The following is a 25,080-nucleotide window of genomic DNA, read 5'->3' as shown; positions in this document are numbered from 1 at the left end:
TAGAAGTGCTCCTTCTCTTTTTATAGTCAATGCTTTTAATTTTATCACAACGCTCTTTAGACAACAAAGCAAACAATTCTATTTTACCGAATTCATGCATAGCCAATTTCTAGTAATTAAATTGTGCTAGTGCTTCCTCTTGTAGTTCAAATAATTTTTCACGCTGTTTATCATAGTCTGCGGTAATTTTTTCTTGCTGAGCAAGTACCATTTCCTGAAGAGACTGTTCTTTTTCCAATAGGCTTTGTTCTATTTGCTCATATTGTTTATCTGTTTTTTCGGCTAAATCCTGTAACGCCTCGAATAACTGGTCGTCTAGCTGGCTTTGTGAAGCTGCTTCATTATCAATTAGGTTTTCGATTGCCTCATCACGTTGTAGAACCAGTTCATGGCAGCATTCTTCAAACTGTTGTTCGGCTTCCTCGAATTGCTGTTTATATTTAATCAAGATGTCGGTTAACTCCTGATATAAATTATCCATTGCCTGTTCCATTGCCTCTGTCAGATCTGGAGCTTGTTCAATTTGTGCTAATGGCGCTTGTTGCTGATCATGGTAAAATTGAAACTTCCTGCGTTCTTCCGTTTGTTTTTGCTCTAGTAGTTCAATTTTATTGACGTGATGGTTTTTTCTTTCTTCTTCATAAGTAATTTTATAGTTTTCCAATAGGACTTTTCTTTTATGGTCGAATAACTTTCTAATTTTTTCGATCGCTTGTTCACGATTATTGTTAAGTTTGTTTTCTTCGTTTTCATGCTGTTGTGCAATGGCTACCTTTTGCTGTTCATATTGCTTTTGCAATGTGTCAGTTACTTGTTGTTCATTTTTCTCAATCGTCAACAATTTTTGTTCATACTCTTTATGCAGATCAGCCAATGCATTATCAAAATACTCATCTACTTCTTCCTCTGTTTGAAATGACTTCATCGCAGTACTCCTTCAAACTTTTCTTTCATCATAGCATGATTTATTTCTTGTCGCCCAAGTATTCACCGGCATGCTAAACTAGGATTTAAGGAGTGATAGATGAATGCTCGAAAACAAAGATCACCAATACATGCAGGAAGCATTGAAAGAAGCAAAAAAAGCAGCTGCCCTTGGGGAAGTACCGATCGGCGCAGTTATTGTATATAAAGATGAAATTATTGCACGTGCACATAATTTACGCGAAACAACCCAAAATGCACTGACACACGCAGAAAGCATGGCCATTCAAGAAGCCTGCAAAAAAGTTGGCAGCTGGCGTTTAGAAGAAACTACTTTGTACGTCACGCTTGAACCTTGCCCGATGTGTGCAGGGGCTATTTTACAGTCGCGCATACCTCGGGTTGTTTACGGGGCACGGGATATAAAGGCAGGCTGTGTCGACTCATTATACCGTCTGCTGAATGATGCGCGTTTTAATCATGAATGTACTGTAACAGAAGGTGTGATGGCAGAAGAATGCGGGCAAATTTTAACGGACTTTTTCAAGGCGCTACGCGAGCGTAAAAAAGCAGAGAAGTTGGCGAGAAAACAACAATCCGAAAAGTAAGGTGATGGAATGAATGGATTTACCATTTTCGATTCGATCCATATAATGTGGCTTATTTTTATTGCCGGTTTTTTAGTTGTTTCATTATATGTTTATCATTATTTCTCTCGTGAAAAACAATATGTTTTTCAAAAAACGGTATTCTGGCTGCTGTTGTTTTCAGAAATAGCAAAGCAACTTTATTTACTCATAACGGACCAATATTCGTATTGGAGTCCCCCGCTTCATTTATGCGGCTTTGGCATTTTCATTATTGGCTGGCATACGTATTTTCCAACACGGACAACAGCTACATTACTATACACGCTTACGTTGCCCGGAGCTGCAATTGCACTTTTATTCCCCGGGTGGACAATTGATCCGGTTGGCGGCTTTTTGCATTTTCACAGCTTTCTATTTCATGCACTGCTCGTCGTATTTATTGCGGTTTTGATTTTGGAAAAACAGCTGATGACAACTTTTACGGATATTTGGCGAGCTCTCTTGTTTCTGCTTATCACAGTTCCGCCAATTTATATATACAATGCTCATTTCCGTACGAACTTTATGTTTTTAAATCGCCCTGTAAAAGGAACGCCTCTTCAATGGCTATACGATGCATTTGGGGCAGCTGGCTATTTATTAAGTTTAGCCGGAGTTATAGTTAGTATTTGGATAGTGCTTTATGTACTTCTTGCTATACAAAAACGGCGAAACATTACAGAGTAGATGTTTCACCGTTTTTATTATGTTTTTTCATTAATCCATTTTAATAATAATTCGAGAATTATCGCCTGTCGCTAATAGATCAAAGCCTTCATTTATTTCATCGAGCGTAATAATATTTGATAACAGCTGATCGACCGGCAGCTTTCCGGTTTTCATCATATGCAAATAATGCGGAATATCTCTTAATGGCACACAGCTTCCTATATATGAACCTTTTAGCGTTTTTTCTTCTGCTGTCAATGTTACATAAGGGAAAGAAAACTGATGTTCCGGATGTGGCAGTCCTGTTGTCGTTGTTGTACCGCCACGCTTTGTAATGGCATATGCCACTTCCATCGCTGGAACGACACCCGCAGTTTCAAAAGCATAATCAACCCCGCCATTTGTATAGGCTTTCACTTGTGCGACTACATCAGCATCCTTCGAATTAAAGACGGCTGTTGCCCCCAATTCCTTTGCCTGCTGCAGCTTCTTTTCATTAATATCAATTGCGATTACTTCACGGGCACCAGCTGCAATGGCCCCGAGCAGCGCACTTAAGCCAATTCCGCCTAAACCGACAACAGCAACTGTTTTTCCAAGCTGGACTTTCGCTGTATTTACGACAGCGCCTACACCTGTAATAACTGCACAGCCAAAGAGCGCCAGTTTTTCAAACGGCAAGTCCTCTTCCACTTTTACGAGGGAATTCTGCGATACGACTGCATACTCCGAGAAGGCAGATACCCCAACGTGATGCCCAATCTTTTCAGTCCCTGCATGTAAACGGACCCCGCCACCGATCAATGTTCCGTCTCCATTTGCCTTTGCACCCGGTTCACATAATGCCGGACGTCCTTCTGCACAAGGTACACAATGCCCGCAACTTGGTACAAATACGCAGATTACTTTATCTCCTTGCTTAAAGTTCATAACACCAGGCCCTACTTCTTTAACGATTCCTGCTGCTTCATGACCAAGAGCCATTGGTAAAGGACGTGGACGACTCCCGTTAATGACTGACAAATCCGAATGGCAAAGGCTTGCCGCTTTTATTTGAATCAATACTTCCCCTTCTTGAGGAGCATCCAACTCAATTTCTTCGATATGGATCGGCTTGCTTTCCGCATAGGGCTTAGTTACACCGGATGAGCGTAATATGGCAGATCGAATTTTCATGATGATGTCCTCCTTAAATTAACTTAATTCCTATAAATTTTAAATCTGACATCCCTTCAATTGCATAACGTATTCCTTCTTTTCCAGTACCGCTCTCTTTTATCCCGCCATATGGCATATGGTCAAAGCGTCGTACCGAAGATTCATTAATCCAAACGCCTCCTGTTTCCAGCTCCTCTGCAAACTTTAAGGCACGGTTAATATCTGAAGTAAACACACCTGCCTGTAATCCGTAATCTGAATCATTGGCAGCGGCCAACACTTCGTCCTCTTCAGTAAATGGTATGAGTGCAACCATCGGGGCAAATACTTCCATACATACGACCTGCATCGACTTTGTAACATTTTCCAAAATGGTCGGCTCGAGTAATGTGCCGTTCCTCTTTCCGCCCGTACGAATTGTTGCCCCTTGTGATACTGCTTCTTCAATCCAGGTTGCTGCACGGATTGCCGCGTCTTCTGTAATCATTGGCCCCAGTTGTGTTTGTTCCTCAGCAGGATTCCCTATTACCAGCGCTTCCACTTTTTCCTGTAGTAATTGTGCAAACTGGTCATAAACAGATTGCTCGACATATATCCGCTGTGCAGAAACACATGCCTGACCGGCAAATGTAAAACCGGACATCGTAATGGCAGACGCTGCGTACTCTAAATCGGCATCCGCAAATATAATGTTCGGAGCATTGGAGCCAAGCTCAAGAGTTACCGGCTTCTTTCCTGCCAGTTCATGAATATGCCATCCTACTTTTCCGCTCCCCGTAAAGGTTACTTTTTTCACAAAAGGATGTTTTACCAGTGGCTCAACTAGTTCCGTGCCTGGTCCTTGAAGGATATTTAACGCTCCTTTTGGCAATCCCGCATCCTGCAATAATTCATACAGCAAAATAGAAGACAGCGGCGTTTTTTCGGCTGGTTTCAAAACAACTGTATTTCCAACAGCAATGGCCGGAGCAATTTTATGCAAAGCTAGGTTTAAAGGGAAATTAAAAGGCGTAATGGCAGTAATTACTCCTAAAGGTACACGTTTTGCAATGCCAATTTGACGTTCGCCGCCAATTGCACTATCCATCGGAATCTGGTCTCCTGCCAGCCGCTTTGCCTCTTCACTTGCAAACAGCAGCACTTGAACCGCTCGTGTTACTTCTCCCCGTGCCTCATTAATCGGTTTTCCTGCTTCCAAAGAGATGGTTTTCGCAAACTGTTCGCTCCGTTCTTCAAGTAACAATGAAGCTTTACGTAAAATACGGCTACGTTCATGTGCAGGCATTTTGCGCATCGTTGCATTAAATGTTTGCTGTGCGACTTCAATTGCTTCATGTACATCTTCAATTGAGGCACAGGCAATTGTTGCAATCAGTTCCTGATTAAAAGGATTTAAAACATCCATCGTCTTTTCTTCTTGAAGACGGTGCTCTCCATTGAGTACAGATCCTATTTTTTGCATATTCTTCCCTCCGTTATGACAATGACACCCTAAGTAAGGCTTACTTAGGGTGCAAATTTATTATTCGTAATAGCCTTCTTTCGATTTGATAAACGATTTAAATTGCTTTGAATCATGTCCGAACCAAATTTCAGAGTCATTACGTGTAGCAAACTCTCGGATTCTTTCTACAGTAGAGTTGTAGCCTACTGAATCATACAAAATTCCGGGCGGCTTAACTGGTGGACCATAGCTTTCTTCTGTGTATAATGCATCGGATGCAAGTAAAACATTTCCGTGACCCGGGAGTTCGATGTGCAAGCCCAGCATACCGTAAGCATGCCCTGGACCAAAATTTAAAATTTTAATGCCTTCTACTAGTGGCACTTCTTTTTCATGAGGTTTAATAGTACGCCAACGCAGTTCTTTTTGAATCCAAGCCATGACATCGCCCCAAATATAGGCACCCATATTTCGTGTCATCGCAAATGTTTTCATGACATTTGACAGTTCCGTATCATGAACGATAATTTCTGCGTTTGTAAATAACTCCAGGCAACCTGCATGGTCTAAATGCAAATGTGAGGCAATGACATATTTGATGTCTTCCGGGCGAACTTTCAATTGTTCAAGTCGATTGATCAAATAGCATTCTTCACTTTGGAAGGCAGGGAACAGTTGCTGAACCCCTTCCGGCCAACGCCCATCATCTCCCATTCCGTCCGGGTTACAGCCTGTATCAAATAAAATTTTCCCTTCTGGGTGGTCAATCAGTACTGCATAAACGGGAAACTCGACAAACTCGGCTGGCGGATTCGGATTAGTGATGCTTGCTGGATTGTGCATGGCAATCATATAGTTTTTATCCATTTTCATTGTCCCTGTATCAAGCACGTATACTTTTTTATTACACATCGTAATTCCTCCCATAATGTTTTTATTTTTTTACAAGACTTCTATTATTTTCAGCATTGCAAGCGTAAATCCACCGTCACCACCTTTCAAGATCCATACTTTTAAGTTGGAATGATCGTGGCACGTGTAACCGAACGTTTTGCGGATTCATCCAACGCTATTTTAATTTCCTCAAAACTAAAGCTTGCATCCAATAATGTTTCAAACGGGTAGCGGTCAATATTGCGCTCCAGGAAGTCGAGTGCCTTTTTTAAATACCATGGGTTGTAGCGCAGAACGGGAATAATTTGAATTGCTTTACGCGTTAAATAACCAGGATCAAATTCCACCGTTTGTCCAGGTGAGATATTGCCGATTACAATGTAACGGCCGCCAGCTCGAATATACTCCACACCTTCAGCAAAAGCCTGAGGAACACCTGCTACTTCGAGGGCAACATCCACTCCGTGATTTCCTGTCAGACGCATAATTTGTGCAACGCGCTGTTCAACCGTTGGAAAGTCCGATATTAAAATTACTTCATCTGCACCAAATGCCTTTGCCTGATCTAAACGGCTTTCAACACCATCTACTACAATGACTTTCAATTGCTTTTCTTTCGCAACAGCAATCGCATTTAATCCGAGTCCGCCCGCGCCTTGAATGAGAATTGTTTCCCCTGAGACAACATTTCCTTGCTCAAGCCCAAAATACACCTGGGATAATGCGCAGTTTGCGCTTGCTGCGACACTGTTTGATATATTGTCTGGTACTTTATAAAAATACTGATCGGAATGAATATAATAATGCGTACCGAATGTCCCATGGAAATGCGGTGCTTCCTCTGTCGGTAAACGCCAATACTTATAAGCATTTTCACATAAGTTAAATTGTCCATGCTGACAAGGCGGACATTTACGGCAAGTCAAAAAGTAAGCACTTACAATTCGGTCCCCGACTTTTACAGGGGTACCCGCAAAATCTGTTTCGACTCCTTCACCTAACGCATGAATTTCACCTATCATTTCATGTCCTAAAGCCCCACTGCGAATGACCGGATGATGCCCTTTCCATATATGCAGTTCAGATCCGCAAATATTTGTTTGAATGATTTTTACAATTACCGCTCCTGGTGCCGGCTCCACCAATGGATACTCTTTAAAAACGAGTTCCATCGGGGATGTCATTTCGGCAACTCTTCCCTTTGTCTCACGCATGCGCTCACTCGCCCTTCATTTTTCTGAAAATTGAATAGCTACTACACAATCGAAATATGCTCTACGGGATGTAATGTACGGATTAACTGCTGTACTTGAATCGTTTCTAAATGTAATAAGTCATGAATAATTTTTTCTTTATGAGCCTCTTCTAAAGGCACTAAACTATTGAACTTATTAATAAAGTCCTGGTCTGTTAATGCATTTTCCGGATCCCCTTTAGGAAATCTGCTTTGCACAACGTCACTTGAACCATCCTGCCAATGAATTTGAATTTTCGCGCCCCACTCTTGCGGATATTGACTGTTAATATTTTTATCTACAGATACGGTCAGCTTTTCCATCAGCCTTCGAATGGTTGGGTCTTGCAATATATCTGCATTGAAGGCATCAAATCCTCCTTCACCGGTCCATAACGCTAAAGCTACACAAAATTGCAAACTGAACTTTGCCGCATATATTGTTTGCGGACTTTTTGCATCCGTAATATCCAGCGCCACCTGATATGCTCCTACTTCGACTGATTTTATAAAATCGATGCCATTTTTCTCTACTTTTTTATGCAGTTCAAGCGCCAAGTCCATTGCGGCATGTGTATGACGACAAGATGCATGGACTTTAAAGGCATTTTCGGTAATTTTGTATTGCTTACCTAATTTTTCGGTCATACGTGTTACATCGTACTCGTCACTCATTGCTTCAAAAAATCCTCTACGCCCTTCCAAAATGGCTGTTGCTCCTGTAAAACCCTGCTGTGCTAACAGAGCACTTAAAATACCATTCATCGCTGCTTTACCAGGATGCAATTGCTTGCTCATGGCACCATCCTCGATAAATTCCCACAACCCTGCAGCTTGAGTGCCGGCAGAACCAAATGCTTGGACAATTTGTTCTTTGGATAAATCCAATAACTTTGCCACTGCTGCTGCCGCGCCGAATGTTCCGCAGGTTGCCGTATTATGAAAGTAGTAATAATGGGAAGGCGTCACCGTTTCTCCTACGCGAAACGCCACTTCATACCCAACAATAATGGCCTCGATCAATTGTTTGCCGGATAAATTTTTCCATTCTGCAATGGCAATCGCTGCAGGCATAATAACAGTTGCCGCATGCACAATGGATGCTTTATGAATATCGTCGAGCTCTATTACGTGACTCGCGCCGCCATTAATGAATGCCGCATTTGTTATGCTCGTTTTCAATCCCGTTACTGCTGTTGCCTGTTGTTCTCCGCCTATTAATTGCGCGACTTGTTCCATCATCCGAACAGGTTCTGCTTCCTGACCTTTCAGTAAAGACGAATAATAATCGACAATGCATAGCTTCGTAAACTGTACAACATCCTGCGGTATATCCTCGAAACGTACATCCACAATATATTGTGCCAACTGCTCACTTAATGTCATGAACATAATCCCTCCCTAACAGTTCTTCATTATGCTCCCCTAACAATGGTGCAGGGGCGGTAGGTGTTATATCACAATTTGAAAACGTTAGAGGAATTCTCGTTGCATACATTTCCTTATCACGTATATGTGGTAGACGTACAATCAGTTTATTTTCTATTTGCTGCGGATCCACTAGTACATCTTTCATTGTTTTCACTTGCGCTACTGGTACACCGCCAGCCTCCAGTGCTTGAATGAGTGCCTCGCTTTTTTCCGTCATTGTTATTTGTTCAATTTCCTTACTAAGAAGTAAACGGTTTTTAACTCGTTCTTCGTTCGTATGGTAGAGGCCATCTTCAATCCATTCGTGTTTTTGCAATACTTCGCAAAGTTTTTCGAATAATTTATTGTTCGAGATGCCGATCATGATGGCACCATCTGCAGTTTGAAATGCCCCATAAGGCGCAAATGCCCCATGATTGGAACCTAGTTTTTCGGGATTTTCACCTGTTAACTTTGTTGAAAGTAAATGATAGTTCGCCCAAAATACCCCGGTCTCATACAAAGAGGTCGACACAAGGCTGCCCTCATCTGTTTTATGACGTTGTAAAATGGCTGATACAATACCAAGCGCCCCCCACATGGCACTTCCCTGATCAATTAATGAAACCGGCACTCTTGCTAAATCAGTACTTCCTGTAATACTCATAATGCCTGTTTCAGCTTGCATAATGGCATCATAGCCCGGATATTTTTTCTTTGGACCGTTTTGGCCATAGGCGGATAGCGAACAATAGATTAGTTTCGGATTGATTTGCTTTACCGCTTCATAATCGATGCCTAGTTTTTGTGCTACACCTAACCGGTAATTTTCCACGAAGACATCGGCTGTTTTTATGAGTCCCATTAACTTTCCGCGGTCAGAATCTTCTTTCATGTTGAGGGTGACCGATTTTTTTTGCCTGTTAATGTTCAAAAAATACACGCCATCTTCCTGATATTTAGGCTCCATCTTCCTCGCTTCATCGCCGCTCAGCTTTTCTACTTTGATCACTTCGGCGCCTAAATCGGCTAAAATCATTGTTAACGTCGGCCCTGAAATATTTGTTGTCATATCGAGAACACGTATCCCTTGTAATGGTTTCATTTCAGCCCTCCTTAAACTAAACTGTAAGCGAAATTTGCCACGTCCTTTAATTTTTCCTGGTGGATATTTGTTTTTACTTCCATTGCTTCAAACAGCTCCACCACTTTCTCTGTTGCTACATTTCCAGTAGCCCCAGGTGAGAACGGACAACCGCCAAGACCAGCAATCGAACTATCAAACTTCTCTATTCCCGCATTTAATGCGGCAATAATATTTGCATAGGCAAAACCGTTAGTATCATGGAAATGAGCCACGAATGTTGTATCCGGGAAATCTTTTTTCAATGCGCTGAACCGTTCATACACAATGCGTGGATTTGCCTGTCCATTCGTATCACCAATTGAAATTTCATCAGCCCCGTCATTTACAAATTGCGCTACGACCCGCTTAACTTGCTCATAGGAAATGACTCCTTCATACGGACAGCTAAAACACATCGACACATAGCCACGAATAAACTTTTTCTGAGCTTTTGCATGCCGGAACATTTCGCTGCATTCTGCCAAAGACTCTTCAATGGAACGCTTAATATTTTTTTGGTTGAATGTCTCACTTGCCCCGACGAATACCGCAATCTGCGGTACACCTGCATCAATAGCACGCACCAGTGCCTTCATATTTGGGGTTAAAGCGATATATTCCATTCCCAGTTCATTGCAAAATGCCGTAATTTCCTGTGCGTCCGCCATTTGCGGGACAATTTTCGGATGAACAAACGATGCCGTTTCAATACGCTGAAAGCCCGCTTCATATAATTGCTTGATTAACTGTTTCTTTTCCTCTGTTGGCACAAAGCGTGATTCATTTTGCAAACCGTCGCGTGGACCTACTTCAATAATTTCAACTTGCTTTGAAAAGTGCATGATTTTCACCTCAATAAGATTTTGGAAGTTTTAATATATGTTCTCCGACGTATGATAAAATCAGGTTTGTTGAAATTGGAGCTACTTGATAGAGCCGCGTCTCTTTAAATTTCCGCTCAATATCATATTCTGCGGCAAAGCCAAAGCCGCCATATGTTTGAATGGCTACATTGGCTGCCTCCCATGATGCATCTGCAGCGAGTAACTTCGCCATATTGGCCTCTGCCCCGCAAGCTTGCCGGCGATCATAAAGTTCCGCAGCTTTTATGCGCATTAAGTCTGCCCCTTCAATATGGATATGCGCCTGGGCAATCGGAAATTGTATTCCTTGGTTTTGACCGATTGGACGATCAAAAACAACCCGTTCTTTTGCATAATTTGTTGCCCGTTCAATAAACCAGCGACCATCACCGATACATTCCGCAGCAATTAAAATCCGCTCGGCATTCATTCCGTCCAAAATATAGCGGAATCCTTTTCCTTCTTCACCAATCAAATTTTCTACCGGCACCCTTAAGTTGTCGATAAATAATTCTGTTGTCGCATGGTTCATCATTGTTTTGATTGGGCGTATTTCTAAACCATTTCCAACTGCTTCATTCAAATCAACAATTAACACAGACAAGCCATCACTCTTTTTAACGCATTGGTCTTTCGGTGTTGTACGAACTAGTAGAATCATTAAATCCGAATGCTCTGCACGGGAAATGAATACCTTTTGACCATTCACGATATAATGGTCGCCATCGCGTTTCGCAAACGTTTTTAAGTTTGTTGTGTCCGTGCCAGTATTAGGCTCTGTCACCCCAAATGCTTGTAAACGAAGCGATCCGTCCGCAATCTTCGGCAAATATTTTTCCTTTTGTGCCGAAGAACCATGCCGTAAAATTGTCCCCATCGTATACATTTGTGCATGACATGCGCCCGCATTCCCGCCTGAGCGGTTAATCTCTTCTAAAATTACGGATGCTTCCAGTATTCCTAAACCCGATCCACCATATTGTTCAGGTATTAAAGCTCCTAAAAAGCCTGCCTGCGTAATCGACTCCACAAATTCGGTCGGATATCCGTCGATCTCATCCAACTTCCGCCAGTATTCACCATCAAAACGTTTGCAAACTGCTCTTACACCTTCACGAAGTTCTTCTAAAAATGCCAGATTCTCTGTTAACATCATTTGAGTTCCTCCTACCGTCCGATAAAATTAGGTTTTCTTTTTTCGTTAAATGCTAAAATACCTTCCATTCGATCCTCAGAAGAAATAACCTCGTTGTAAGTTTCGATTTCAATACGGAATGCTTCAGATGCTTTCAATGAACTGACTTCTGCTACTTTTTTAACACCTTGAACTCCTAAAGGTGCATTGCCTGCCATTTTTTCGGCTAACTCAATTGCGGTACTCATTACATCTTCTGATTCGACAATTCGATTAAATAACCCTGCGTTCTGTGCTTCTTCTGCGGATACAATCCTACCTGTAAATAGCCATTCTTTTGCGATATGAAGCGGTATACGTTTTGGCAGTAGACGTGCTCCCCCTCCGCCTGGCATAATACCTCGAGTGACCTCTGTTAGCCCTACTTTTGTATTTTTACCAGCAACAATTAAGTCCATATTTAAAGCAAGTTCAAACCCTCCTGCAAGAGTATAGCCATTGATCGCAGCAATGGTAGGTTGCTTGCAATTGGCTACTGCCTGGAACATCTGTTCAAATAAATGATGCTGTTTTGTCCACTCTGCCTCACTCATCCCTTTCCGTTCTTTTAAATCCGCGCCTGAACAAAAGGCATCTTCAGTGGAGGAAGTTAAAATGACGACGCGTACCGGCTGCTCATTAAATGACTGAAATACAGTTAACAGCTGCTTCGCCATATCCGTGTTAAATGCATGGCGCATCTTCGGTCGATTTAACGTAACAACCGCAATTTTCTCTTCATATTCATATGAAACTTGAATATATTCCATTCGTTCACTTCCCGTCCTGTGAGATTACTTGATCGATCAAAGGCTTCATAATATTTGGTGCATAGCCCTTTTTATAAATCATCATCGTACGTTTAAAATGAATGACAATTTGCCCGTCCTGATTGTAGCCGATTGTTTTCACTTCGATAATTCCGACGTTATCCCGCTTAGCACTCTCCCTTTTCGATAAGATTTCTGTATAGGAGTAAATGGTATCGCCTTCAAAAACCGGGTGCGGAAGCCGAACTTCATCCCATCCAAGATTGGCCATTACATTTTGGGAAATATCCGAAACAGATTGTCCCGTTACAAGAGCAATGGTAAATGCGGAATTCACAATTGCCTTTTGAAACTCTGTTTGCTTTGCGTAATGGTGATCAAAATGAATAGGGTTTGTATTTTGCGTCAGCTGTGTAAACCAGCTATTATCGGTCTGTGAAATTGTTCTGCCTAACGCATGTGCAATTTTATCGCCTACTTCAAAGTCTTCATAAAACCGTCCTTGCCATCCAATTTGAATTTGTTGCTCCATCACAACATCCCCCTTTAAAGTTTGCATAGTTTTCCTGTATATTGTATATTGGATCCAAAATACAACACACAATGAGGTGTTTTTATGAAATTTGATCATGATTTAACTGCTGAAACATTACCCTCGAAAATTTACCGGATTCTGCGTGAAGCAATTATTAAAGGTCAGTTACAACCTGGCGAACGCCTAATCCAGGATGAATTGGCGAAGACATTAAACGTTAGCAGAATGCCAATCCGGGAAGCGATAAAACAGTTGGCCGCTGAAGGCTATGTCACAGTTGAGCCGCATAAAGGGGCTGTCGTCAAACAATTTACAATACACGAACTGGAAGAGATTTATTTTTTACGAGCAAAATTTGAGCCACTGGCGGCTGCCGAAAGTTTGAAAACGATGTCACCACAACTAGTAAATCAGTTGCGTGATCTTAACGAGAAAATGAAGAAAACGGATGATACAGATGAATATATTCAGCTTAATATTCAATTTCATCATCTGTTAATAAAAGACTGTCCTTGGGGGAAATTAAATAATATTATTGAAAATTTGTGGACCGGTTTCCCTCAGCAAACACCACATCTTTTACCTAACCAAATTGCTACTTCCATTATCGAACACGATTTAATGGTGGAAGCTTTGGCTAACAATAACATCGAGCTTACATGCCAATTACTAGAGCAACATATTACACGTGCAAAATATGATGTCCTTAAAAACTTTATTCAATAAAATCTAGGAATCTTAAAATATTGTATCCAATACCCTATTTTCTCGAATATAACAAAATATTCTCGTTTTGTAAAACAAATTACTAAATATTCCGAATTATTTTTACCGCAGAAAATAAAAAAAGTGTGTTGAAATTGTTGTTTCAACACACTTTTTAATTTACATGAAATTATTTTGCAATAATGACTTCTACGCCACCCATGTATGGACGTAATACTTCCGGAATAACAACAGAACCATCTTCTTGCTGGTAATTTTCCAAAATTGCCGCTACTGTACGACCAATTGCTAGACCTGAACCGTTTAATGTATGAACGAATTCCGGTTTTGCTCCTGCTTCACGACGGAAACGGATATTGGCACGACGCGCTTGGAAATCTTCAAAGTTTGAACAAGAAGAAATTTCACGGTACATGTTTTGTGCTGGAATCCATACTTCTAAATCGTATTTTTTCGCAGCTGTGAACCCTAAATCAGCTGTACACATTTTTAATTTACGGTATGGTAATCCTAAAAGCTGTAATACTTTTTCAGCATGACCTGTTAAAATTTCAAGTTGCTCATAAGATTCTTCCGGTTTAACGAAGCGAACTAATTCTACTTTATTGAACTGATGCTGACGGATCAGTCCACGTGTATCACGACCTGCAGAGCCTGCTTCTGATCGGAAGTTAGCGCTGAATGCAGAGAACGCTTGCGGCAGCATATCCGCTGATAAAATTTCATCACGGTAATAGTTTGTTACCGGTACTTCAGCAGTTGGAATCAAATAATAATCCATTTCATCTTCTTCACGAACTAATTTAAATACATCTTCTTCAAACTTCGGTAATTGGCCTGTACCTGTCAGTGAATCGCGGTTAACGATTTGCGGTGGCAGCATTTCTGTATAGCCATGCTGGTCTGAATGAAGATCCATCATGAAGTTCAGTAAAGCACGCTCTAAACGTGCGCCTAAACCTTTATAGAACAAGAAACGGCTTCCCGTAACTTTAGCTCCGCGCTCAAAGTCTACGATATCTAAATCTTTGGCAATATCCCAATGTGCTTTTGCTTCAAAATTAAATGCCGGCACATCGCCCCAAGTGTACTCTTCCACATTATCATCTTCTTCTGTGCCAACAGGTACTGATTCATGCGGGATATTCGGCAAACGCATCATCATATCTTTAAATTCATCTTCAATGGCATTTAACTCAGCATCCAATGCTTTAATTTCATCGCCTACTTCGCGCATACGTGCAATTACTTCTGATGCATCTTCTTTGTTGCGTTTCATAACAGAAATTTGCTCAGACACTTTATTGCGCTCTGCTTTCAATACTTCTGTTTTGGCGATTAATTCACGACGCTTCGTATCTAAGCTTTCGAAGTTGTCCAAATTCCCTAAATCTTCATTACGTGTAAGAAGCATACGTTTTACTTCTTCAAAATTGTCACGGACGCGTTTAATATCTAACATAGTTTTTTCCTCCTAAAATTTATGAAATGATGATCTTGAGCACTTTAATACATTAATGTACTAGCGGATTAAATACAAAAAAGCCCTCAATCCCTATGAAAGGGACGAGAGCTACCCGCGTTGCCACCCTAATTGAATAGAAAAAATCTATTCCTCTTAACAATTAACGACTTTGGTAAGCCGGCTTCCACTTACTATTATTTCGGAAAAAGCATCTCAAGGACGGATTCACAAGTGTATTTATCAGCTTCCACCAACCGCTGACTCTCTGAAAAAAACGGGCTTGTTACTACTTCCTATCATCGAATTCATTTATAAATTTAACCATACTGTACTATAAAACCATATACATTTGCAAGTTCCGATGAAAACATTCACTAATTTTCTACAACATGCTATACTTTTCTGACACCATCAATATTAGTTAAAATTGAAATTTCATTAAGGTTACATAAGGAGGATAAGAAAATGCTTTTCTTTCAGCTTCAAAAGGACCATACGATACCACTATATGAACAACTGTATATCGGCATAAAAAATGCGATTACTAACAACCAGCTGGCTGTAGGTGTGCGTTTGCCTTCTAAACGGGAACTGGCGGATTTTTTCAATATAAGTCAAACAACGGTCGAGCTCGCCTATTCGCAGCTGTTGGCGGAAGGCTATATTATATCAAAACCGCGTGTCGGTTACTTCGTTGAAGAAATAGATTCATTACCTTACCGCCAAAGTGATATCGCGAACAAAGAAATTAAAAAGACAACAGAAACTTTGGAATATAAAATTGACTTCTCCTCTGCAAAAATTGATGAGGATGCTTTTCCTTTTACGATATGGCGTAAGTATGCAAAGGATGTTCTGGATAGACCTTTCAAACATTTACTGCAAACTGGGGAACGTCAAGGTGAGCATGCACTGCGTATTGAAATTGCAAATTATTTACACCAATCGCGCGGGATCGAGTGTGAGCCAGAGCAAATCGTCATTGGTTCCGGTACTGAGCAGTTACTGCCTATGATTTTAAAAATTTTAGATACTAATTCCCAGCTCGCCTTTGAAAATCCAGGTTATTCACCTATTCCACGTCATCAATTAGGGCAGCTCGCTATCCCGATTTCTGTTGATACGGATGGAATTGTTGTTGAACAATTGCAGAAAACGAATGCCAATGTCGTGTATATAACACCTTCGCATCAATTCCCGACTGGTGCGGTTCTTTCAGCTAACCGACGGACACAATTATTGAACTGGGCAGCAAAAGCACCAGATCGTTTTATAATTGAAGATGATTACGATAGTGAATTTCGCTATATTGGAAAGCCAATTCCGGCTCTTAGAGGACTTGATGTAAATGATCGTGTCATTTATTTAAGTACCTTTACAAAATCATTGATGCCATCATTGCGCGTTGCTTTTTTCGTCTTGCCGCCGACACTTGTTCAACGCTATCAGGAGCATTTCAATTACTATTCTTCTACCGTTCCGCGGTTTGAACAGCACATTTTAGCGAAATTTATGAAAGACGGACATTTTGCCAAACATTTAAACCGTATGCGTAAAATTTATCGCAAAAAGCATGATAAATGCATTGAAGTCTTTTCAAATCATTACCCCCAAATCACGATTTCCGGGGATGCTGCCGGTACAAACATACTTGTTGCCTTCCGCCATGAGAAATCAGAACGGGAACTGCAACAGGTTGCACGCCAGAATGACATTCATATTTTACCGTTATCGAATTATTATTTAACAGAGCAGCATTACTCCAAAAGAACGTTTTTATTAGGATTTGGCAATTTGCAGCTTCATGATATTGAGCCGAACATTCATCAGCTAATGGAAATTTGGGGGATTTCTAAAAAGTTAATATAGAAGGGATTTTTAAAGAGACGTTCCGTATGGGAACGTCTCTTTATGTTGTAATAATATTGATGCGGTATTGCTCGACCCATTCATGTAATTGTATAAAGTAGGCGATGAGCTGAGGCCCCGCCATTAACTGGCCAAACCAAGGAATTTGAAACGATTGGCCATTTGTAGCTAATAATTGCTCTAACTGCTCTTTTTCAAACAATTCATGGAGAACTGAGTGTTTCTGCCTTAAAATTTGCTGCAGTCGCTGATGAACGAGTTCTGTATATTTTGGGTGGTACGTTTTTGGATACGGATTTTTCTTACGTTCCACGACTTCCTTCGGTAAAATATCCTGAAATGCCTTTCGTAAAATCCCTTTTTCCATGCCGCCGCTATTTTTCATTTCCCAAGGAATATTCCATACATATTCAATTATCGTATGATCTGCAAACGGTACCCGGACTTCCATACTTGCGCCCATTGTCATCCGGTCATTTCTCTCCAATAATGTCTGCATAAAAAACTGGTTATTTAAATAAAACAGCTGCTGACGTTCCTGCTCTTCTTTACTTCCTAAAAATGCAGGCATTCCCTTAACTGCCTCTTCATAAGTACTTTGCATAAACTGCGGCAATTGCAGACGCTTTTGCCAATCTGCTTTAAATAACTGTTCACGTTCCTTAGTGGAGCGTAGCCACGGGAAGAGTGTTCCCTTTTTTCCTTCATAAAACCATGGGTAACCACCAAATACTTCGTCCGCACATTCACCGGATAACGCTACCGTATGTTCTTTTTTCATCTCTTTGCAGAATAAATAAAACGAGCTGTCAATATCCGCCATACTCGGCATATCTTTTAAACGCATCGCCTGTTCCAGAGATTCTACTAATTCTTGTTGAGTCAATGTCACTTGCCGGTGTTTTGTCTGAAATGCCTGTTGCATTTTACCGATCCAGTATTCATCCTGAGTCGTTTGAAATGAATTTTGCATAAAGTGTTGGTCATTTTCTTCAAATGCTACGGAATACGTTGATAATGTTTTCTGTTCTTTCGCTAGTTGCCGGGCAGCAACCGCCGTAATGATACTTGAATCAAGCCCGCCTGAAAGCATTGTACTGAGCGGCACATCACTTATTAATTGACGGATAATCGCATTTGTTACGAGTTCCCGGACATTCTCAATCGTTTCTGCCTCTGAGTGCTCATGTTGTTTACTTTCAATATCCCAATACTGCCAGCTTTTCCTGAAATCCTTCCGCACTATCATTGCATATGCGGGTTTAACTTCCTTAATCCCTTTAAATATGGCATGCCCTACAATACGGGAAGGACCAAGACTGAATAATGCGGCAAGCCCTTCTGCATCAACTTCCGTCTTTACAGCAGGATGTGCCAGGATCCCTTTTATTTCAGAGCTGAACAATAGCCCATCCGGAAGCTCATAGTAAAATAGAGGCTTTACCCCTAGCCGGTCACGACATAGAAACAACGAGTGCTCCTGCTCATTCCATACAGCAAAAGCAAATATTCCATTTAAGTACTCCATACAGCGTTCTTTCCATTCAACATACGCCATTAAAATGACTTCTGTATCGGATGATGTATGAAAGGAATGGCCTAGACTTTTAAGCTGTTCGCGAAGCTCATTTGCATTGTAAACTTCGCCATTGTACACAATGGTCAACTCACCGCGTGTCATTGGCTGGCTGCCCGTCACTAAATCGATAATTGCAAGCCGTTTATGGCCTAATAAAGCATGTTTGCTTATAAAGTACCCTTCACTATCCGGACCTCGGTGTAAAAGCGTCCTCGTCATTTTTTTTATCATCGATTCTTCATTTACCAAATGAGTCGAGAAATCGATCCAACCTGATATTCCACACATGATTATTATCCCTCCATGTATCAATGTATGTTTTGTATGGATTATCGACAAATTGTCCCATTCGAAAAAATTCCTTCTGGTAAAAAAAAGAGCCTTTCTACAAGTGTTTACTTGTAAAAAAGCTCATTTATTATTTAATTAAATTACCTGCAAATCCGAATACACCATCCCATAGGTTACCAAAAAAGCTTCCGATACCTTGGAACATTAATGATATTTTCCCTGCACGTTCTACTGGTTCTGTCGTCACAACATCTGCAACAATACCATTGCCGTCAATATAGCCAAAATCTACACCTTCTGTAGGTGCAAGTACAGCCTGTCCGACAACTTGGTCTTTCTCAATACCTGCTTCAATTACTTTCTTGTCCAATGTTAATGTCGGAACGTATGAATCTTTTTCGCTTGTTTTCACCATTACAGAAACTGGCTCTTTTACAGCAATTTTGACAGAGTCCTCTTTCCCTTTTATAACAGGAATTGATTTTTGCTCTTCAAATACATAGTTTCCTGGAAGAAGTTCTACTTTTGAAAATTGACCAAATCCATAATCGAATAACTTCGCTGTCGCATCAAAACGTGCTTTATAAGAACCTACACCATTTGAATCCACTGCCTTCATAACAACAGCAATTAAACGTGTATCTCCGCGTTTAGCCGTACCTGTAAACGTATGACCAGCAAAATCTGTCGTACCCGTTTTTAACCCGTCTACGCCTTCATATTCATATACAAGGCCTGGTAGCATGAAGTTCCAGTTGGACATACTAATTGCATCCGAAGTTCCTTCACGGAATACTTTCTTCGGAATCTTTGCTGTTTCTAACATTTCAGGATGATCTTTTAATAAGTTGTATGCTAACTTTGCTACAGAACGAGCAGGCATAACGTTTTCATCCTTTTCTCCAGTACCTTCTGGATGCATGCCTTGTAAGTCAGCATTATTTAAGCCTGTTGCGTTTACAAACTTGTAATTTTCCAAACCAAGTTCTTCTGCTTTTTTATCCATCAATTTCAGGAATTCTTTTTCTGTACCTGCAATTGTTTCTGCAATCGCAATTGTAGCAGCATTTGCAGAATAGATTGCCATCGCTTCATATAATTCTTTAATCGTATACGTACCATCCGCACGTAACGGCACATTACTCAATAAACGATTTTGGGAAACTTTATATGTATACTCTGTTACATTATATTCCTGATCCCATGAAATTGAGCCTTCTTTGATTGCATCAAGTAATAGATATTCTGTCATCATTTTCGTCATACTTGCAATACCTAAAGCTGTTTCCGCATTTTGCTCATATAAAATTTTTCCTGTATCTGCGTCAATCAAAATTGCTGCATCTACCGTTAATCCTAAATCCGTTGCTGCATGTGTCTTAGCAGGTGTCATCGCCAGCATGCTAAGTATTAAAATCGGGATTAAGGCAATACTTAAAACCGTTTGCTTTTTTACCTTCTTCACAAAGCTACCTCCAAATTTTTAATCTTGTCTAACGTCATTTTATCATACATAAGTAGTTGTATGTGACCTTCTGTTAATAAAAAAACGTTACTATCTTCAATTTGACGATAGTAACGTTTGAAAGTTTCCTAGCAATTATTGTAAAGAGTAGTTTGGTGATTCTTTTGTGATTTGTACATCATGTGGATGTGATTCACGTAGTCCTGCACCTGACATTTTGATGAACTGTGATTTTTCACGTAATTGTTCTAAATTCGGTGCACCGCAGTAACCCATTCCGGCACGTACACCACCAACTAATTGATGAATTGTATCTGCTAATGGCCCTTTGTATGGTAAACGTCCTTCAATTCCTTCTGGAACTAGCTTTTTCGCATCTTCTTGGAAGTAACGGTCTTTAGAACCTTTTTCCATTGCACCAAGTGAACCCATTCCACGGTATACTTTAAAGCGGCGTCCTTGGAAGATTTCTGTCTCACCAGGAGATTCAGACGTTCCGGCTAATAATGAACCTAACATTACAGTATGTCCACCTGCAGCTAAAGCTTTTACGATATCTCCTGAATACTTGATACCGCCATCAGCGATAATTGTTTTACCTAATTCACGTGCAACTGATGCTGCATCGTAAACAGCTGTAATTTGTGGTACACCCACACCTGCAACAACTCGAGTTGTACAAATAGAACCAGGTCCGATACCTACTTTTACAACATCGGCACCAGCTTCAAACAATGCACGTGTCCCTTCAGCAGTTGCAACATTGCCTGCGATAATATCCAAGTCCGGATAAGCTGCACGAATATCTTTGATTGTATTTAAAACTCCCTGAGAATGACCATGTGCTGTATCAATAACAACGATATCCACCTGTGCTTCCACTAACTTAGCAATACGCATCATTGTATCTTTTGAAACACCAACCGCCGCTCCTACAACTAATCGGCCGTGGCTATCTTTCGCAGCATTTGGAAACTCAATTACTTTTTCGATATCTTTAATTGTGATTAAGCCTGTTAACTTCCCAGCTTCATCAACTAGCGGTAACTTTTCGATCTTATATTGCTGAAGGATTTTTTCTGCATCTTCTAAAGTTGTCCCTACAGGAGCAATGATTAAATCTTCTTTTGTCATTACATCATCAATTTTTAATGAGTAATCTGAAATGAAGCGTAAATCACGGTTTGTAATAATACCCACTAACTTCTGATCTTCCATGTTATTTACAATAGGGACACCTGAAATGCGGTATTTGCCCATCAAATGCTCTGCATCGAATACTTGATGTTCTGGAGTAAGGAAGAAAGGATTTGTAATAACGCCATTTTCAGAACGTTTTACTTTTTCGACTTCTTCTGCTTGTTCATCAATACTCATATTTTTATGAATAATACCAATTCCACCTTGACGAGCCATGGCAATTGCCATTTTTGATTCGGTTACAGTATCCATACCTGCAGAGATCAGCGGAATGTTTAACTTAATGTTGTCAGTTAGATTTACAGATAAATTAACATCTTTCGGTAACACTTCAGAGTGTCCTGGCACTAATAGTACATCATCAAAAGTTAAACCTTCTTTAGCAAATTTTGTTTCCCACATTGTTAAGAATGCCTCCTATTTATAAAAGAATATTATTGTAAGGTTACCTCCGAGGGACATCACTGTCAAGAATCTTTAAAAAATAAAATAATTCGGAATATTATATTATTTGGTTTTTTCTTCGTATGTACGGAAAATAAGTAGTTTATAACAAAAAACCCACTGATTACTCAGCGGGTTTGCATTGTGCGAAGCGACGTCCTACTCTCACAGGGGGAAGCCCCCAACTACCATCGGCGCTAAAGAGCTTAACTTCCGTGTTCGGTATGGGAACGGGTGTGACCTCTTTGCCATCATCACTTCACTATTTTCGGCTTCCAATTCACGGCGCTATCCTTCGTCAACTTCCCTCGTTCTTTCAGTCACGTACTTAAGTACGCTCCTTCAATCACTCAGTCGTTTCCTCGACTAGCTTGTGTCTTGAAACCCTTAGAAAGATCATTCTTTCAAAACTGGATAAACGTTTCATTGAATTTGTGCAATAAAATGTGGTTAAGTCCTCGACCGATTAGTATTCGTCAGCTGCATGCGTCACCGCACTTCCACCTCGAACCTATCTACCTGATCGTCTTTCAGGGGTCTTACTTACTTGCGTAATGGGAAATCTCATCTTGAGGGGGGCTTCATGCTTAGATGCTTTCAGCACTTATCCCGTCCATACATAGCTACCCAGCGATGCCTTTGGCAAGACAACTGGTACACCAGCGGTATGTCCATCCCGGTCCTCTCGTACTAAGGACAGCTCCTCTCAAATTTCCTACGCCCACGACGGATAGGGACCGAACTGTCTCACGACGTTCTGAACCCAGCTCGCGTACCGCTTTAATGGGCGAACAGCCCAACCCTTGGGACCGACTACAGCCCCAGGATGCGATGAGCCGACATCGAGGTGCCAAACCTCCCCGTCGATGTGGACTCTTGGGGGAGATAAGCCTGTTATCCCCGGGGTAGCTTTTATCCGTTGAGCGATGGCCCTTCCATGCGGAACCACCGGATCACTAAGCCCGTCTTTCGACCCTGCTCGACTTGTAGGTCTCGCAGTCAAGCTCCCTTATGCCTTTACACTCTACGAATGATTTCCAACCATTCTGAGGGAACCTTTGGGCGCCTCCGTTACTCTTTAGGAGGCGACCGCCCCAGTCAAACTGTCCGCCTGACACTGTCTCCTACCCCGCTAAGGGGCATGGGTTAGAAGTTCAATACAACCAGGGTAGTATCCCACCGACGCCTCCTTCGAAGCTGGCGCTCCGAGATCTCTGGCTCCTACCTATCCTGTACAAGTTGTACCAAAATTCAATATCAGGCTACAGTAAAGCTCCACGGGGTCTTTCCGTCCTGTCGCGGGTAACCTGCATCTTCACAGGTACTATAATTTCACCGAGTCTCTCGTTGAGACAGTGCCCAGATCGTTACGCCTTTCGTGCGGGTCGGAACTTACCCGACAAGGAATTTCGCTACCTTAGGACCGTTATAGTTACGGCCGCCGTTTACTGGGGCTTCAATTCACAGCTTCGCTTGCGCTAACCGCTCCTCTTAACCTTCCAGCACCGGGCAGGCGTCAGCCCCTATACGTCACCTTACGGTTTTGCAGAGACCTGTGTTTTTGCTAAACAGTCGCCTGGGCCTATTCACTGCGGCTTCTCTAGGCTATGCACCCAAAGAAGCACCCCTTCTCCCGAAGTTACGGGGTCATTTTGCCGAGTTCCTTAACGAGAGTTCTCTCGCACACCTTAGGATTCTCTCCTCGACTACCTGTGTCGGTTTGCGGTACGGGCACCTCTCACCTCGATAGAGGCTTTTCTTGGCAGTGTGAAATCAGGAACTTCGCTCATACGAGCTCGTCATCACAGCTCAACGTTAAAGTATGCGGATTTGCCTACATACACGCCTTACTGCTTGAACACGCGCAACCAACGGCGTGCTTACCCTATCCTACTGCGTCCCCCCATTTCTCAAACGGTGAGGAGGTGGTACAGGAATATCAACCTGTTGTCCATCGCCTACGCCTATCGGCCTCGGCTTAGGTCCCGACTAACCCTGAGCGGACGAGCCTTCCTCAGGAAACCTTAGTCATACGGTGCATGGGATTCTCACCCATGTTTCGCTACTCATACCGGCATTCTCACTTCTAACCGCTCCACCAGTCCTTCCGGTCTGACTTCAACGCTGTTAGAACGCTCTCCTACCACGCATACTCAAAGTATGCATCCACAGCTTCGGTGAATCGTTTAGCCCCGATACATTTTCGGCGCAGCGTCACTCGACCAGTGAGCTATTACGCACTCTTTAAATGATGGCTGCTTCTAAGCCAACATCCTGGTTGTCTAAGCAACGCCACATCCTTTTCCACTTAACGATTACTTGGGGACCTTAGCTGGTGGTCTGGGCTGTTTCCCTCTTGACTACGGATCTTATCACTCGCAGTCTGACTCCCGTGTATAAATATCCGGCATTCGGAGTTTGTCTGAATTCGGTAAAGCGAGATGCCCCCCTAGTCCAAACAGTGCTCTACCTCCGGTATTCTCAATCACGAGGCTAGCCCTAAAGCTATTTCGGAGAGAACCAGCTATCTCCAGGTTCGATTGGAATTTCTCCGCTACCCACACCTCATCCCCGCACTTTTCAACGTGCGTGGGTTCGGGCCTCCAGTGAGTGTTACCTCACCTTCACCCTGGACATGGGTAGATCACCTGGTTTCGGGTCTACGACCACGTACTAATTCGCCCTATTCAGACTCGCTTTCGCTGCGGCTCCGTCTTCTCAACTTAACCTCGCACGTAATCGTAACTCGCCGGTTCATTCTACAAAAGGCACGCTATCACCCATTAACGGGCTCTAACTACTTGTAGGCACACGGTTTCAGGGTCTATTTCACTCCCCTTCCGGGGTGCTTTTCACCTTTCCCTCACGGTACTGGTTCACTATCGGTCACTAGGTAGTATTTAGCCTTGGGAGATGGTCCTCCCGGATTCCGACGGAATTTCACGTGTTCCGCCGTACTCAGGATCCACTCTGGAGGGAATGAACTTTTGACTACAGGGCTTTTACCTTGTTTCGCGGACCTTTCCAAGTCGCTTCGTCTAATTCATTCTTTTGTAACTCCGTATAGAGTGTCCTACAACCCCAAAGAGCAAGCTCTTTGGTTTGGGCTCTTCCCGTTTCGCTCGCCGCTACTCAGGGAATCGAATTTTCTTTCTGTTCCTGCAGGTACTTAGATGTTTCAGTTCCCTGCGTCTGTCTTCAACACGCTATG

The 25,080-nt window shown here is 41.9% G+C and carries 19 protein-coding genes, 2 rRNA genes and 1 other annotated feature (1 of these 22 cut by a window edge); of the genes, 4 read left to right on the top strand and 17 right to left on the bottom strand.

The genetic code is table 11. The features are described 5' to 3' along the window. Positions 1–109 precede the first annotated feature (109 nt). On the bottom strand, positions 110–925 hold the full coding sequence (locus MKY07_RS00145) for a hypothetical protein (protein WP_339263429.1): 816 nt from the start codon (positions 923–925) through the stop codon (positions 110–112). A 103-nt stretch (positions 926–1,028) separates the two neighbouring features. On the opposite strand from MKY07_RS00145, the gene tadA reads away from it, so the two are divergent. Further along, complete coding sequence (tadA, locus tag MKY07_RS00140) at positions 1,029–1,532, top strand: tRNA adenosine(34) deaminase TadA (RefSeq protein ID WP_014822325.1); 504 nt, start codon at positions 1,029–1,031, stop codon at positions 1,530–1,532. A gap of 9 nt (positions 1,533–1,541) precedes the next feature. Then, entirely contained in the window at positions 1,542–2,240 is a 699-nt protein-coding gene (locus MKY07_RS00135) for a YwaF family protein (protein WP_339263428.1), read from the top strand. A 30-nt stretch (positions 2,241–2,270) separates the two neighbouring features. On the opposite strand, the gene MKY07_RS00130 is transcribed toward MKY07_RS00135, so the two are convergent. The 10 genes from MKY07_RS00130 to MKY07_RS00085 form a co-directional block, all read right to left on the bottom strand. Further along, positions 2,271–3,398 (bottom strand): zinc-dependent alcohol dehydrogenase family protein, encoded by a 1,128-nt coding sequence (locus MKY07_RS00130; protein ID WP_008408607.1) that lies wholly within the window; start codon positions 3,396–3,398, stop codon positions 2,271–2,273. A 13-nt stretch (positions 3,399–3,411) separates the two neighbouring features. Further along, positions 3,412–4,842, bottom strand: a complete 1,431-nt coding sequence (locus tag MKY07_RS00125; RefSeq protein WP_339263427.1) for an aldehyde dehydrogenase family protein — start codon at positions 4,840–4,842, stop codon at positions 3,412–3,414. Between the two features lie 60 nt (positions 4,843–4,902). Next, on the bottom strand, positions 4,903–5,736 hold the full coding sequence (locus tag MKY07_RS00120) for an N-acyl homoserine lactonase family protein (RefSeq protein WP_339263426.1): 834 nt from the start codon (positions 5,734–5,736) through the stop codon (positions 4,903–4,905). A 101-nt stretch (positions 5,737–5,837) separates the two neighbouring features. Next, positions 5,838–6,932 (bottom strand): zinc-binding dehydrogenase, encoded by a 1,095-nt coding sequence (locus MKY07_RS00115; protein WP_339263424.1) that lies wholly within the window; start codon positions 6,930–6,932, stop codon positions 5,838–5,840. A gap of 41 nt (positions 6,933–6,973) precedes the next feature. Further along, complete coding sequence (locus tag MKY07_RS00110; RefSeq protein ID WP_339263422.1) at positions 6,974–8,338, bottom strand: MmgE/PrpD family protein; 1,365 nt, start codon at positions 8,336–8,338, stop codon at positions 6,974–6,976. Continuing rightward, complete coding sequence (locus MKY07_RS00105; protein ID WP_339263421.1) at positions 8,325–9,467, bottom strand: CoA transferase; 1,143 nt, start codon at positions 9,465–9,467, stop codon at positions 8,325–8,327. The genes MKY07_RS00110 and MKY07_RS00105 overlap by 14 nt, the downstream gene beginning before the upstream one ends. Before the next feature lie 11 nt (positions 9,468–9,478). Next, positions 9,479–10,330, bottom strand: coding sequence for a hydroxymethylglutaryl-CoA lyase (locus MKY07_RS00100; protein WP_339263420.1), 852 nt, complete (start codon positions 10,328–10,330; stop codon positions 9,479–9,481). A gap of 10 nt (positions 10,331–10,340) precedes the next feature. Then, positions 10,341–11,507 carry an acyl-CoA dehydrogenase family protein gene (locus tag MKY07_RS00095; protein WP_339263418.1) on the bottom strand — a complete coding sequence of 389 codons (1,167 nt, stop codon included), beginning with the start codon at positions 11,505–11,507 and terminating at the stop codon, positions 10,341–10,343. A gap of 11 nt (positions 11,508–11,518) precedes the next feature. After that, positions 11,519–12,295 carry an enoyl-CoA hydratase/isomerase family protein gene (locus MKY07_RS00090; protein WP_339263417.1) on the bottom strand — a complete coding sequence of 259 codons (777 nt, stop codon included), beginning with the start codon at positions 12,293–12,295 and terminating at the stop codon, positions 11,519–11,521. 4 nt (positions 12,296–12,299) lie between these two features. Then, on the bottom strand, positions 12,300–12,827 hold the full coding sequence (locus MKY07_RS00085) for a MaoC family dehydratase (protein WP_339263416.1): 528 nt from the start codon (positions 12,825–12,827) through the stop codon (positions 12,300–12,302). Between the two features lie 84 nt (positions 12,828–12,911). Between MKY07_RS00085 and MKY07_RS00080 the strand changes: the two genes are divergently transcribed. Further along, positions 12,912–13,556, top strand: a complete 645-nt coding sequence (locus MKY07_RS00080) for a GntR family transcriptional regulator (protein ID WP_339263415.1) — start codon at positions 12,912–12,914, stop codon at positions 13,554–13,556. 169 nt (positions 13,557–13,725) lie between these two features. On the opposite strand, the gene serS is transcribed toward MKY07_RS00080, so the two are convergent. Beyond that, positions 13,726–15,018, bottom strand: coding sequence for a serine--tRNA ligase (serS, locus tag MKY07_RS00075; RefSeq protein WP_008408592.1), 1,293 nt, complete (start codon positions 15,016–15,018; stop codon positions 13,726–13,728). 97 nt (positions 15,019–15,115) lie between these two features. Beyond that, positions 15,116–15,330 (bottom strand) — a binding site (T-box leader). Between the two features lie 156 nt (positions 15,331–15,486). On the opposite strand from serS, the gene MKY07_RS00070 reads away from it, so the two are divergent. Beyond that, positions 15,487–16,890: a PLP-dependent aminotransferase family protein gene (locus MKY07_RS00070; protein WP_339263414.1), complete on the top strand. Its 1,404-nt coding sequence runs from the start codon at positions 15,487–15,489 to the stop codon at positions 16,888–16,890. Between the two features lie 40 nt (positions 16,891–16,930). On the opposite strand, the gene asnB is transcribed toward MKY07_RS00070, so the two are convergent. The 5 genes from asnB to MKY07_RS00045 all read right to left on the bottom strand — a co-directional run. Continuing rightward, positions 16,931–18,757, bottom strand: coding sequence for an asparagine synthase (glutamine-hydrolyzing) (gene asnB / locus MKY07_RS00065; RefSeq protein ID WP_339263413.1), 1,827 nt, complete (start codon positions 18,755–18,757; stop codon positions 16,931–16,933). Positions 18,758–18,887: 130 nt separating this feature from the next. Beyond that, positions 18,888–20,225, bottom strand: a complete 1,338-nt coding sequence (locus tag MKY07_RS00060) for a D-alanyl-D-alanine carboxypeptidase family protein (protein ID WP_339263412.1) — start codon at positions 20,223–20,225, stop codon at positions 18,888–18,890. A 135-nt stretch (positions 20,226–20,360) separates the two neighbouring features. After that, positions 20,361–21,827, bottom strand: coding sequence for an IMP dehydrogenase (guaB, locus tag MKY07_RS00055; RefSeq protein ID WP_008408586.1), 1,467 nt, complete (start codon positions 21,825–21,827; stop codon positions 20,361–20,363). A gap of 188 nt (positions 21,828–22,015) precedes the next feature. Next, positions 22,016–22,131: ribosomal RNA gene (gene rrf / locus MKY07_RS00050) — 5S ribosomal RNA — on the bottom strand. A 184-nt stretch (positions 22,132–22,315) separates the two neighbouring features. Beyond that, positions 22,316–25,080, bottom strand: a 23S ribosomal RNA gene (locus MKY07_RS00045); it runs 164 nt beyond the window's last position.

The organism is Solibacillus sp. FSL W7-1472 (assembly GCF_037969775.1).
In the GTDB taxonomy this organism is placed as follows: domain Bacteria; phylum Bacillota; class Bacilli; order Bacillales_A; family Planococcaceae; genus Solibacillus; species Solibacillus silvestris.
This window is presented reverse-complemented; position numbering and strand designations above follow the sequence as displayed.

Bases quoted from the DNA above. Each gene is read 5' to 3' on its own strand.
- MKY07_RS00145 (WP_339263429.1), bottom strand. From the start codon at position 925: ATGAAGTCATTTCAAACAGAGGAAGAAGTAGATGAGTATTTTGATAAT.
- tadA (WP_014822325.1), top strand. From the start codon at position 1,029: ATGCTCGAAAACAAAGATCACCAATACATGCAGGAAGCATTGAAAGAA.
- MKY07_RS00135 (WP_339263428.1), top strand. From the start codon at position 1,542: ATGAATGGATTTACCATTTTCGATTCGATCCATATAATGTGGCTTATT.
- MKY07_RS00130 (WP_008408607.1), bottom strand. From the start codon at position 3,398: ATGAAAATTCGATCTGCCATATTACGCTCATCCGGTGTAACTAAGCCC.
- MKY07_RS00125 (WP_339263427.1), bottom strand. From the start codon at position 4,842: ATGCAAAAAATAGGATCTGTACTCAATGGAGAGCACCGTCTTCAAGAA.
- MKY07_RS00120 (WP_339263426.1), bottom strand. From the start codon at position 5,736: ATGTGTAATAAAAAAGTATACGTGCTTGATACAGGGACAATGAAAATG.
- MKY07_RS00115 (WP_339263424.1), bottom strand. From the start codon at position 6,932: ATGCGTGAGACAAAGGGAAGAGTTGCCGAAATGACATCCCCGATGGAA.
- MKY07_RS00110 (WP_339263422.1), bottom strand. From the start codon at position 8,338: ATGACATTAAGTGAGCAGTTGGCACAATATATTGTGGATGTACGTTTC.
- MKY07_RS00105 (WP_339263421.1), bottom strand. From the start codon at position 9,467: ATGAAACCATTACAAGGGATACGTGTTCTCGATATGACAACAAATATT.
- MKY07_RS00100 (WP_339263420.1), bottom strand. From the start codon at position 10,330: ATGCACTTTTCAAAGCAAGTTGAAATTATTGAAGTAGGTCCACGCGAC.
- MKY07_RS00095 (WP_339263418.1), bottom strand. From the start codon at position 11,507: ATGATGTTAACAGAGAATCTGGCATTTTTAGAAGAACTTCGTGAAGGT.
- MKY07_RS00090 (WP_339263417.1), bottom strand. From the start codon at position 12,295: ATGGAATATATTCAAGTTTCATATGAATATGAAGAGAAAATTGCGGTT.
- MKY07_RS00085 (WP_339263416.1), bottom strand. From the start codon at position 12,827: ATGGAGCAACAAATTCAAATTGGATGGCAAGGACGGTTTTATGAAGAC.
- MKY07_RS00080 (WP_339263415.1), top strand. From the start codon at position 12,912: ATGAAATTTGATCATGATTTAACTGCTGAAACATTACCCTCGAAAATT.
- serS (WP_008408592.1), bottom strand. From the start codon at position 15,018: ATGTTAGATATTAAACGCGTCCGTGACAATTTTGAAGAAGTAAAACGT.
- MKY07_RS00070 (WP_339263414.1), top strand. From the start codon at position 15,487: ATGCTTTTCTTTCAGCTTCAAAAGGACCATACGATACCACTATATGAA.
- asnB (WP_339263413.1), bottom strand. From the start codon at position 18,757: ATGTGTGGAATATCAGGTTGGATCGATTTCTCGACTCATTTGGTAAAT.
- guaB (WP_008408586.1), bottom strand. From the start codon at position 21,827: ATGTGGGAAACAAAATTTGCTAAAGAAGGTTTAACTTTTGATGATGTA.